Here is a 10,246-nt window from a genome sequence, read left to right on the forward strand (position 1 = left end):
CCGTACGCCTTAGTGCGCCGCCCACTGGATGGTCGACAGGTCAACGCCGTCCTTGTGCATCTCCCACAGCGGCGAGAGGTCGCGCAGCTTGGCGATCTTCGTCTTCAGCAGGTTGATGACGTAGTCCACATCCTGCTCGGTCGTGAAGCGGCCCACCGTGAAGCGGATCGAGCTGTGCGCCAGCTCGTCGTTACGGCCGAGCGCGCGCAGCACGTACGACGGCTCGAGCGAAGCCGACGTGCACGCCGAGCCCGACGACACCGCCACGTCCTTCACCGCCATGATCAGCGACTCGCCTTCGACGAAGTTGAAGCTGATGTTCAGGTTGTGCGGGACACGCTTTTCCATGTCGCCGTTCACGTACGTTTCTTCGATTTCCTGCAAGCCGCGCAGCAGCTTGTCGCGCAGCATGCGGATACGCTCGTTTTCCGTGGCCATCTCTTCGCGCGCCAGACGGAACGCTTCGCCCATGCCGACGATCTGGTGCGTGGCCAGCGTGCCCGAACGCATGCCGCGCTCGTGACCGCCGCCGTGCATCTGCGCTTCGATACGGATACGCGGCTTACGACGCACGTACAACGCGCCGATGCCCTTCGGGCCGTAGGTCTTGTGCGCCGAGAACGACATCAGGTCGACCTTGAGCTTTTGCAGGTCGATGGGCGCCTTGCCCGTCGATTGCGCGGCGTCGACGTGGAAAATGATGCCCTTTTCGCGGCAGATTTCACCGATCGTCTCGATGTCCTGGATCACGCCGATCTCGTTGTTCACGTGCATGACGGAAACGAGGATCGTGTCGGGGCGAATCGCAGCCTTGAACACGTCGAGGTCGATCAGGCCGTCATCCTTGACGTCCAGATACGTGACTTCGTAGCCTTCGCGCTCGAGTTCGCGGCAGGTGTCGAGCACGGCCTTGTGCTCGGTCTTCACCGTGATGATGTGCTTGCCCTTGCTCTTGTAGAAGTGCGCGGCACCCTTGATCGCGAGGTTGTCCGATTCGGTCGCGCCGGAGGTCCAGATGATTTCACGCGGGTCGGCGTTGACGAGCGCCGCGACCTGCTCGCGCGCTTCCTCGACGGCACGCTCCGCGTCCCAGCCGTAGGCGTGGCTGCGCGACGCCGGATTGCCGAACTGCTCGCGCAGATACGGAATCATCTTGTCCACCACACGCGGGTCGACGGGCGTCGTCGCGCTGTAATCCATGTAAATGGGCAGGTGGGGAATGTCGTTATTCATCTATCGCTCCGGGGAATCTTTGTGCTGCGCTGTACTGTGTATTGCGTTCTGGCGGCCTGACCCAACTCGCGGCTCACGAACCCGCCATGTTGAAGATCGAGTTCGGCCCTAGCGGCACCGCCCTCACCGGCTCGACCGCCGGCGCCTCGGCGCGGCGGTCGCGCAGCACCGTGGGCGCGGCGCCTTCGCGGGCGCGCTGCTTGTCCACCAGGTCCTTGAGCGACACCGAATCGAGGTACTCGACCATCTTCTGGTTCAGCGTCGACCAGAGTTCGTGCGTCATGCAGTGGCCGTCGTGCTGCTTGGTGCCTTCGCACGCGCCCTTGCCGCCGCACTGGGTGGCATCGAGCGGCTCGTCCACGGCGATGATGATGTCCGCGACCGTAACGTCCTCCGCGCGGCGCGCGAGGTTGTAGCCGCCGCCCGGCCCACGGACCGATTCGACGATTTCATGACGGCGCAGCTTGCCGAACAGCTGTTCGAGGTAAGACAGCGAGATGTGCTGCCGCTGGCTGATACCCGCAAGCGTCACCGGGCCCTGCTCCTGGCGCAGGGCCAGGTCGATCATCGCCGTGACGGCGAAACGGCCTTTAGTGGTGAGTCTCATGATGTAGGGGAACCGCAATTCTCGACAATTTTCGTCAAGTATAAATACATGACTAGTTTAGTCAAGTATCCGTGTTGCGAATTGGGTTATTAGGTGCGTTGCGAATAGCGAAAAGTGGCGCGATTGCTGCATTCGACCGAATCGCGCCGCTCATCTCAATCAACCAGTTGCGGGCGCAATGCCGCGAGCAGGCCCCCGCAGGCGGCCTCGCATTGATCGAGCACCGCTTCGAAGCCCGCATCGCCGCCGAAATAAGGGTCAATGACCACGCGTGAGTCGGCCTGCGGTGCAAATTCCATCAGCAGCCGGATCTTGTCGCGCTCGGTCTGCGGACAAAGGTTCTGCAACGCCGTCACGTTGGCGTCGTCCATCGCGACGATCAAGTCGAAACGGCGAAAATCGTCGTCCGCGATCTGACGGGCGCGCAGCGGCGCGAGATCATAGCCGCGCTGCCCACCCGCGCGCTGGGCGCGCTCGTCGGGCGCCTCGCCGATGTGCCAGTCACCCGTGCCCGCCGAGTCGACCTCGACGCGCCCGGCCAGCCCCGCCTCGTCGACGAGGCGCAGCATCACGGCCTCGGCCGTGGGCGAGCGGCAGATGTTGCCAAGGCAAACGAAGCAGACGGAAACCTTTTTCATCGTGGGGCGCTGGAGTGCGGGCCGGCGTTCAAGGCGCGGCGGCGAATCTCTAATTATACAAAGCGCGTGAAACCCGCGCTGCGCTGCCTGATTTCCGGCGAACGGCTTGCGCAAGCACCGCGCACGCGACACGGGCAAGCAGGCGCGAGCGCAAGATCGCCGCGACGATCATCAGATCGTGTTCGACTGCGGCAGCGGCGCGACAGTGCGCATCGCCTTCACGGGCGCCTTGCCTTCGCTGCCCACGAGGCCATACGACACGGCGCGCGCGAGCTCGGCCGTGAATTGATCGGCGGCGAGCGGCATTTGCTGCTCGGCGGTATTCCATGCATGGATCCATGCGATTGCCGCGAGCGGCACGATCAGCGCCAGCGGCCAGTACACCGTTATTTTCTTTCTCATGATGCGACTCTCTCTCGACTGTGGGGCGACGGGTGCGGACGCACTATCGCCAGTCGAGATGATATAGACAGTCGCAATCAGGAAAAACCCGCCCCGAACGAACACACTGTTGCTCCAGCTTAAATAGTTGCCGGAGAAAACTTGACTGTGGACGCGCGTCAGGCTTTTTCGGGACGCTTCGTCGTGTCCAGATGCGTATGCCGCGCCGCGTACAGCTCGCGGAAGGTGCGCCCGACCGGCGCGGGCATGTCGCGCCCGTTCGTCCAGCCGCGCGCGAACGGCAGCTTGCGAATGATCCGCGACTGGCCGCCCATGCGCTCCAGCACCCGCACGCCCAGCTTCGTGAGCAGCGCGTAGACGCCCGGGTGCAACGCGAGCCAGCCCCACGCCGCCAGCGCCGCACGCTCGCGCCAGGGGCGCAAGTGCCGCTCCGTCTGCTTCTCGCGCAACTTGCGCAACAGGTCGGAAAGCGGAATGCCCACCGGGCAGACGCTGTTGCACTCGCCGCAGAGCGTGGCGGCTTGAGGCAGATCGAGCGCCTTCTCGATGCCGACATAGCTCGGCGTGAGCACCGAACCCATCGGCCCCGGATAGACCCAGCCATACGCATGGCCGCCCACCTTCTGGTAGACCGGGCAGTGATTCATGCACGCGCCGCAGCGGATGCAGCGCAGCATCTCCTGAAATTCGCCGCCGATCAGCCCCGTGCGGCCGCCGTCCACGAGGACGACATACATGTGCTCGGGGCCGTCCTGATCCTCGGGCCCGCGCGGGCCGGTCAGCACCGAGAAGTAGTTCGACGTGGCCTGGCCCGTTGCCGACCGCGGCAACAGGCGCATGGCCGTGGCAAGGTCTTCGAGAGTCGGCAGCACCTTTTCGATGCCCGTCACCGCAACGTGCACACGCGGCATTACCGTGCACATGCCCTCGTTGCCCTCGTTGGTGACCAGCACGACCGAGCCCGTTTCCGCCACGAGGAAGTTGCCGCCCGTCACCCCCATGTCCGCCGAAAGGAAATGCGGGCGCAGCACTTCGCGCGCCTCGCGCGTCATGTCGGGGATTTCGGTCAGGCGCGGCTTGTGGTGCGTCTGCGCGAACAGATCGGCGATCTCGTCCTTGTCCTTGTGGACGACGGGCGCAATGATGTGGCTGGGCGGCTCGTTGTCGTTAATCTGAAGGATGTATTCGCCGAGATCGGTTTCGATGGACTGCACGCCCATTTGAGCGAGCACCGTGTTGAGTTGCATCTCCTCCGAGACCATCGACTTCGTCTTGATGACCTTGCGCACGTCGTGGCGGCGCGCGATGTCCGCGACCAGCTTCGCCGCGTCACGCGCGGTCTCTGCATAGAGCACGGTCACTCCGCGCCGCGTGGCCTCGGTCTCGAACTGTTCGAGCCAGACATCGAGATTTTCCAGCGCGCGGTTGCGCCGCGCCTTGAGCGCCGCGCGCGTGGCCTGAAAGTCGATCGCGGTGATGGCCTCCGCTCGCGCCGAGACGAACTTGGTGGAGAGCTTCTTGAGGTTGTGTTGCAGACGCTGGTCGGCCAGTTTCTGGCCGGCGCGCGCCTTGAACTGCATCGATTGGACTTGCATGGCGTCGGGGCGATAGTGAGCGTGAGCGGTGTTCGGCGAATTCCGGAGGGGTGATCGACCTGGGCGAACGACGGATCACACGTCGCCGGCCAGCACCTGCGCAATGTGCAGCACGCGCGTGGTGGTGTCGCCCGTGCGACGCAGCCGGCCTTCGATGTTGAGCATGCAGCCCAGGTCGCCGAGCACCACGGCACCCGTGCCGCTCGCCTGGACGTTCGCGCACTTTTCGTCCGCGATGGCCGTCGAGATGTCGCCGTACTTCACGGCGAAGGTGCCGCCAAAACCGCAGCAGTGCTCACAGTCCTTCATCTCCCGGACCTCGACGCCGCGCTGGGCGAGCAGCGCGCGCGGCTGCGCCTTCACGCCAAGCTCGCGCAGGCCCGAGCACGAATCGTGATAGGTCACCGGCCCGCTGAACCCGCCCTGCGGCAGCGTGACCTTCGCGACATTGACGAGGAAGTCCGTGAGCTCGTAGACGCGCTCGCGCAGCTTGCCGTACCGCGCCATCAACTCGGGATCGTCGCGGAACAGGTCGCCGTAATGCACGCGGATCATGCCGCCGCACGAGCCCGAAGGCACCACGACGTAATCGAATTGCTCAAACTCGCGCAGCGTTTTTTCCGCGAGGTCGCGCGCGAGCGGACGCTCGCCGGAGTTGTAGGCCGGCTGGCCGCAGCAGGTTTGCGCGGACGGCACGACGACCTCATAACCCGCCTCTTCGAGCAGCTTGAGCGTCGAAAAGCCAATTTCGGGGCGCATCGTGTCGATGAGACAGGTGACGAACAAACCGACTCGCATGGGGACTCCTCGTGAAAACCGTCCCCGATTATCCGCTGTTTCGCCGCCGTCACCAACGCGCGTCTGCGCCGATCCGGCCATCAAAACGCATGCCGCACCGCAACGCCCGCCTTCGGTCAAGCGCTTACTTTTTTCACAATACGAGATACAATGGATTTTCCGCCTCACGCGTCAAACGAATCTGAACCCATGAGCGACATCCATCCAGATCCGAAGACCTCGATTCAGGTGATCGAGCGCATGATGCGCCTGCTGGACGCGCTGGCCGCCCATAGCGACCCCGTCAGTCTGAAAGAACTCGCGCTGCGCACCGAACTGCACCCTTCTACCGCTCACCGCATCCTGAACGACATGGTGAGTTGCCGTCTCGTCGATCGCTCCGACCCCGGCACCTACCGCCTCGGCATGCGGCTGCTCGAACTCGGCAATCTCGTGAAGGCACGCCTTTCGGTTCGCGACGCGGCGCTCACGCCAATGCGCGAGCTGCACCGCCTGACCGGGCAAACGGTGAATCTCTCCGTGCGCCAGGGCGATGAGATCGTCTATATAGAACGTGCCTATTCGGAGCGCTCCGGCATGCAGGTGGTGCGTGCCATTGGCGGTCGCGCCCCGCTGCACCTCACTTCGGTCGGCAAGCTCTTTCTCGCCGCCGACGAAGCGAACCGCGTACGCGCCTACGCTACACGCACCGGCCTGTCGGGCCACACGCGCAACAGCATCACCGACCTCAGCCGCCTCGAGCGCGAGCTTGCCCATGTGCGCCAGCAGTTCTGCGCGCGCGACAACGAAGAGCTCGAACTGGGCGTGCGCTGCATCGCCGCAGGCATTTACGACGACACCGGCAAGCTGGTGGCGGGCCTTTCGCTCTCCGCGCCGGCCGACCGTTTGCAGGATTCGTGGCTTGGCCAGTTGAGCAAGACCGCACTCACGATTTCCGAGTCCCTCGGCTATCACCCGGAACCTGCCGAAGGCAACGTTCAAACCGCCTGAAGCGCAAAGCGGTTGTTGCCGGAACACGCAACGCCGGAAAAGTCAGTATCGAAAAAGCGGAGGCAAGGCCTCCGTTTTTTTCGCCTTAGGCTTTCCTCACGCAACCAGTTCATCGAGCTTGCGGTTCAGCTTCGCGTCGAGGTCGCGCGCCTCTTTTGCGAGATTCACTTGCTTGGCCGTTCGCGCCGTCTCCAGCAACACCGGGTCGATGCTGTAGCCCTCTCGCCCCTTCAGCCAGCCCAGGATATCGCTGAGATGCCAGAGCGACGGATTGCCCTCGTGCACGGGCTGCGGAAAATCCGCCACGCGCCCAAGCATCAACTTGCGCAGGTTCTGGCGCGACATGCCGGTCAGGTCAGCCGCATCGGTGAGCCCGACGAAGTCCGGGGCTGCTTCCACGAGGCGCGCGGACGGCACGGCCCGCTTCACGTCCTGCAACGCCGAATAAAATGCCGACCACGCGTTCCCGCTTTCGCGCGTGAACGCAAGCGCGATGCGGCCCGGCAGCCCCACGCCGATCGTTGCGTCGTCGCAGCCGGCTTCGGCGAGGCGCTCCACGAGCGCCTCGTGATCGTTGTCTTCGGCCGCCAACTGGTACTTGAGGGTGAACAGGTAGTCCATGCGTTACTCCGGCGCTTCGGCCGCCGCGCATGCGGCTGCCGGGTTGGTTCGGTGGATCGCGCAATTGTCGACCACGCGTTTGAGCACATAGGCATGATTGGCCGCGCTACGCGGCGTGCTCCAGATGCTCGTGATGCAAAACTCCCCGCAGCGACAGGTTGCGTCGTTATACGGGCAGTACATTCTTCCCCACGCGTGCCCACGGCCATTACCCTTACCTGGTTGAACTAACCAACCCTGCTTCTCGGCATAGGCAAGCACGGCCTCGATCTCTTTCTTCGGGTGCGATCGTCTCATCGACAGACTCAGTGTATGTGCCGCCAGATCAGTTGTCAATTGACAACCATCAATAGCCCGTTTCGCGATGTCCCTCGCTCACGCGGGACCGGGCGCCTGTTCACAAACCACCGAGCCATGTTGCCGACGAACCGGATTCCGAAACAGTCGGCCAATCGTCGTAGGACGCGCCGGCACGTGCCCAAAAACAAAACGCCCCGCAATTGCGGGGCGTTTGCCAAAGTCAGGCCGAAAACCGGCGGCGCGCGGTCTCAGGTACCCGCGCCACCTGCGTCCGCGCTGGTGATGCGCGGCTGCTGCTCCGCGCCGCCATTGTCGAGCCACGTGCGCACGCGCGTTGCATCGGCGAAGCGCGAGTATTTGCCGCTCGAGTCGAGCAGCACCATGATCACAGGACGATTGTGGATCGTGGTTTGCATGACGAGGCACTCGCCCGCTTCGTTGATGAAGCCCGTCTTTTGCAGACCGATATCCCACGACGCGTTACGCACCAGCGCGTTCGTGCTGTTGTAGGCCAGATTGCGCTTGCCCGTGAACACGTCGTAGCTGCGGTCGGTCGAGAACTGGCGGATCATCGGGTACTGATACGCCGCGTTCACCATCTTCACGAGGTCACGCGCAGTCGCAACATTGTGGCTCGTGAGGCCGGTGGAATTCTCGAAGTGCGTATCGGTCATGCCGAGTTGCTTCGCCTTCGCGTTCATCGCCGCGATGAACGCCGGGCGGCCGCCCGGGTAATAGCGCGAGAGCGCCGCAGCCGCGCGGTTTTCCGACGCCATCAGCGCGATATGCAGCATGTCCTCGCGCGAAAGCACCGAGCCCACCGAGAGGCGCGAGCCCGTGTTCTTCTCGTAGTCGCGGTCTTCGTCGGTGACTTCGATCTGCTCCGAAAGCGAAGCCTTCGAGTCGAGCACAACCATTGCCGTCATGAGCTTCGAGATCGACGCGATCGGCACGACGGCGTGCGAGTTCTTGTCGAAAAGCGGTTCGAGCGTGTTCTGGTCGACCACGTAGGCGACGCCGGAGCGCAGCATCAGCGAGTCGGGCGTGTCATGCAGGCCGAACGCCTGGCCAACCGTCGGCTGGCGCGGCTCGAACGCGACGCGACGCACGGCCGAATGATGCCGGCCATTCATCGTGTAGCTGACACGGCGCTTTTTAGCCACCGGTCGCGCGTCGTCGTCCTTCGCGGCGACAGTATGGGTTGCGCCCGACTTCTTGACGGCTTTCGCCGTTGCCGGCTCAGCCTTCGCAACCTTCTTGGTGGCCTTTTTGGCCTTGGCCGTCTTGGCCGGCGCGGCGTCTTGCGATGCAGCAAAAGCACTCGCAGGCGCCACGAACGTCGCACTGATCGCGACGGATACAGCCACCGACAATGCGGTGCTGATAACCGACGACGGCATCAGTGAGAACGACAGGAGCTTGTCGGATTTCATTGGTGTTCTTGATGGAGCGGCGGGATCGTTCGCCAAGTGTAGTAAAACCACGAAAAATTCGCAAATTGAAGCACTTATCGGCGCTCATTAAACCGAAGTATGACCTCCGATTGAGCAGGCCAATGCACTTCCCGCATTCAATGGAAGCAGACAATTGAAAAGCCGCTCCCCTCGCCGTGCCGCCGTGTCTCGCCAACGTTTGCGGCACACACAAGGTGTGCTAGCTGCGTTAACGGCGTGCATCGTACAAAACTTGATCTGAGGGGAAATACGGGTGAGATTGTCTGACGACCAGTGCCGCCGTACCGCGCGACGCGCGTTCGACCGCAATGGATCTCTAACGTTCCATGTAGGAATCTGGTGGACGCACTTGGTGAAATCCCTCAAGCACCTCCATCCAATCCATCTCGCATCTTGCCAGAAGCCGCGTTCCCGCGCTCGGCCTGCCTTGTGTGGCGGGCCTGGCGCCCGTTGTCGCAGGGGCCTGATGCGCGCGGCATAAGTGATTGTTTAATAATAAATTATCGACATTGTGCGATGCACCAAAAGTGCTTGACTTTCTTTGGAGGCATCCTAAAATCGAGTCAATGTTGCGACGCACAAAGCGAGCGACAGAGCACCAGCGCTGTGCCACTTACTTCAGGCGACCCACGAAGGCCGCCGACCATCCAGGAGCGTAAACATGAGTCTGCTGACCCCTGAGCAATTCGCCGCTGCCCAGAAAGCCAACCTCGAAACCCTGTTCGGCCTCACCGGCAAGGCCTTCGAAGGCGTGGAAAAGCTCGTCGAATTGAACCTTCAGGCCGTCCGCTCGAATCTGGCGGAATCGCAGGAACACGCCCAGCGCGCACTGTCTGTGAAGGACGCGCAGGAATTCCTGGCCCTGCAAACGAGCTATGCCCAGCCGCTGACCGAAAAGCTGCTGTCGTATGGCCGTCACGTGTATGAAATCGCCTCGGCCACCCAGGCTGAGTTCGCGAAGGTCGCCGAAGCCCACTACGAAGAGCAGAACCGCAAGGTTCAGTCGCTCGTCGACAACGTCGCGAAGAATGCGCCGGCTGGCTCGGAAACCGCGGTCGCCGTGATCAAGTCGGCTATCAACGCCGCGAACACGACCTACGAAACGGTCCACAAGGCCACGAAGCAAGCCGTGGAAATGGCCGAAAGCAACTTCAACGCCGCCACCGCCGCCGCCAGCAAGGCCGCTGCGCAGGCTTCGCGTTCGGCAGCCGCTTCGGCCAAGAAGACCGTCTGAAAGTAGTCCGTTGAACCGGGGCGCGCACTGAAACAGCGCCGCGCCCCGCGCCGCACCTGACGCTCCGGCATGCATGCCTGGCATGCCACTTGCCCGGTCGACGACCGGGAATCTTTTTTCGCTCAGGCGCTCCAGTACCCAAAACGCAAACGGCGCACTCCTCGCGGAGTGCGCCGTTTCTTCTTGCGCGCCGCCAGGTTCGGCGGCGCGGCTCAACATTACTTCTTCTTTTGCGGCGGCAGGTCGGTACAGACGCCTTCATACAACTCGGCGGCCATGCCGATCGATTCGCCCAGCGTTGGGTGCGGGTGAATCGTCTTGCCGATGTCGGTCGCATCCGCGCCCATTTCCACGGCGAGGCACACTTCGCTGAT

Annotated in this window: 12 protein-coding genes; 2 read left to right on the top strand and 10 right to left on the bottom strand. The window is 63.1% G+C overall.

What is annotated here, in order from left to right; translation table 11 throughout:
* Positions 1-9: 9 nt before the first annotated feature.
* From C7402_RS17510 to C7402_RS17535, 6 genes are all read right to left on the bottom strand, one after another.
* Positions 10-1,233 carry an IscS subfamily cysteine desulfurase gene (locus C7402_RS17510; protein WP_112172912.1) on the bottom strand — a complete coding sequence of 408 codons (1,224 nt, stop codon included), beginning with the start codon at positions 1,231-1,233 and terminating at the stop codon, positions 10-12.
* Positions 1,234-1,306: 73 nt separating this feature from the next.
* Entirely contained in the window at positions 1,307-1,840 is a 534-nt protein-coding gene (gene iscR / locus C7402_RS17515) for a Fe-S cluster assembly transcriptional regulator IscR (RefSeq protein WP_065060269.1), read from the bottom strand.
* A gap of 155 nt (positions 1,841-1,995) precedes the next feature.
* Positions 1,996-2,478 (bottom strand): low molecular weight protein-tyrosine-phosphatase, encoded by a 483-nt coding sequence (locus C7402_RS17520; protein ID WP_112172913.1) that lies wholly within the window; start codon positions 2,476-2,478, stop codon positions 1,996-1,998.
* A gap of 171 nt (positions 2,479-2,649) precedes the next feature.
* A complete protein-coding gene (locus tag C7402_RS17525) occupies positions 2,650-2,880 on the bottom strand; it encodes a hypothetical protein (RefSeq protein ID WP_112172914.1) in 231 nt (76 codons plus the stop codon).
* A 158-nt stretch (positions 2,881-3,038) separates the two neighbouring features.
* The gene (locus tag C7402_RS17530; RefSeq protein WP_116611431.1) at positions 3,039-4,475 is read right to left on the bottom strand and encodes a lactate utilization protein B; all 1,437 of its coding nucleotides are present in this window, start codon (positions 4,473-4,475) and stop codon (positions 3,039-3,041) included.
* A gap of 75 nt (positions 4,476-4,550) precedes the next feature.
* On the bottom strand, positions 4,551-5,273 hold the full coding sequence (locus C7402_RS17535; protein ID WP_116611432.1) for a (Fe-S)-binding protein: 723 nt from the start codon (positions 5,271-5,273) through the stop codon (positions 4,551-4,553).
* 189 nt (positions 5,274-5,462) lie between these two features.
* Here C7402_RS17535 and C7402_RS17540 point away from each other — a divergent pair, with 189 nt between their 5' ends.
* Positions 5,463-6,263, top strand: coding sequence for an IclR family transcriptional regulator (locus C7402_RS17540; protein WP_112172917.1), 801 nt, complete (start codon positions 5,463-5,465; stop codon positions 6,261-6,263).
* Between the two features lie 96 nt (positions 6,264-6,359).
* Here C7402_RS17540 and C7402_RS17545 read toward each other — a convergent pair whose 3' ends face one another.
* From C7402_RS17545 to pbpG, 3 genes are all read right to left on the bottom strand, one after another.
* Positions 6,360-6,884, bottom strand: a complete 525-nt coding sequence (locus C7402_RS17545; protein ID WP_116611433.1) for a helix-turn-helix transcriptional regulator — start codon at positions 6,882-6,884, stop codon at positions 6,360-6,362.
* Positions 6,885-6,887: 3 nt separating this feature from the next.
* The gene (locus C7402_RS17550; protein WP_116611434.1) at positions 6,888-7,181 is read right to left on the bottom strand and encodes a hypothetical protein; all 294 of its coding nucleotides are present in this window, start codon (positions 7,179-7,181) and stop codon (positions 6,888-6,890) included.
* Positions 7,182-7,432: 251 nt separating this feature from the next.
* On the bottom strand, positions 7,433-8,617 hold the full coding sequence (gene pbpG / locus C7402_RS17555; protein WP_116611435.1) for a D-alanyl-D-alanine endopeptidase: 1,185 nt from the start codon (positions 8,615-8,617) through the stop codon (positions 7,433-7,435).
* 682 nt (positions 8,618-9,299) lie between these two features.
* Between pbpG and C7402_RS17560 the strand changes: the two genes are divergently transcribed.
* A complete protein-coding gene (locus C7402_RS17560) occupies positions 9,300-9,872 on the top strand; it encodes a phasin family protein (protein WP_042264853.1) in 573 nt (190 codons plus the stop codon).
* Between the two features lie 218 nt (positions 9,873-10,090).
* Here the strand turns inward: C7402_RS17560 and C7402_RS17565 are convergent.
* Positions 10,091-10,246: hypothetical protein (locus C7402_RS17565; RefSeq protein WP_133254501.1), on the bottom strand; the 156-nt coding region annotated here is incomplete at its 5' end.

Origin of the sequence: Paraburkholderia unamae (assembly GCF_003096875.1) — a bacterium.
GTDB classification, from domain to species: domain Bacteria; phylum Pseudomonadota; class Gammaproteobacteria; order Burkholderiales; family Burkholderiaceae; genus Paraburkholderia; species Paraburkholderia unamae.